A 313-nucleotide genomic window follows, 5' to 3' on the forward strand; every position below is an offset into this window, starting at 1 on the left:
CTAGGTGTGCGGTCCCGGAATGAGGTGGTGCGGATTAATCTTGAAGCGTTCTGGAGTCAGAGTCCAGGCTTCGCAGATCACCCTAAAGGGCGTTCGCCATCTCAGCGCCTTCAGATGTCTGGCAAAGTTGTAGGCCGTAATAAAGGCCAGCGTATGGGCTTTCAGTGCATCCCAATCTGGATAGTGGAAAGCCTTGATCGTGGCCTCTTTTATCGTGCGATTCATGCGCTCGACTTGGCCGTTAGTCCACGGATGGTAGGGCTTGGTCAGCCGGTGCTTGATACCGTGCTCATAGCAGACACGATCAAAGATA

General features: G+C 53.4%; 1 protein-coding gene. It reads right to left on the bottom strand.

All coding sequences use genetic code 11. The features are described 5' to 3' along the window. On the bottom strand, positions 1 to 313 hold a 313-nt coding region (locus M5B96_RS32485), incomplete at its 5' end, for an integrase core domain-containing protein (protein WP_248801266.1).

Origin of the sequence: Pseudomonas sp. MWU13-2105, assembly GCF_023242315.1 — a bacterium.
Taxonomy (GTDB): Bacteria; Pseudomonadota; Gammaproteobacteria; order Pseudomonadales; family Pseudomonadaceae; genus Aquipseudomonas.